Origin of the sequence: Massilia mucilaginosa, from assembly GCF_011682145.1 — a bacterium.
Classification (GTDB): Bacteria; Pseudomonadota; Gammaproteobacteria; order Burkholderiales; family Burkholderiaceae_D; genus Telluria_A; species Telluria_A mucilaginosa.
Map to the genome: position 1 here is coordinate 1 of NZ_WHJH01000261.1, position 350 is coordinate 350.

The window sequence follows — 350 nt, forward strand, 5'->3', positions numbered from 1 at the left end:
GGCGTTCCAGGCGGACGGTCGCCTTTGGCGTGGCGGGGGCGAGCAGCACCGGTTTGTTGCCGGCAAATGTCAATGCGATTTCAAGCAGCTCCGGATGGTCCTTGAACACGGCAGGCACGGTATTGATGTTGAAGTCGGTGGCATAGGTGTTGCTGGTGGAGACATCCAGAATGTCATCGAGGAAGCTGGTTCGATTGCCCGCCGCCAAGCGGCCGTTGAAGTCGATCCGGTCGGCATACCTGCCGGCCGACAGTTCGATGTCGACCCAGCCGCGAAACAGTGTCTTCTCGGGAGCGTCGCTACAGATCGCCGCCCACAGGGCGCGGAACTGGGTCAGGTTCAAGTCAAGC

The 350-nt window shown here is 61.1% G+C and carries 1 protein-coding gene; it reads right to left on the reverse strand.

All coding sequences use genetic code 11. The annotated features are described in order from the left end of the window. A partial coding sequence (locus F2P45_RS34780; protein WP_166882720.1) for a hypothetical protein occupies positions 1 to 350 on the reverse strand: 350 nt, incomplete at both ends.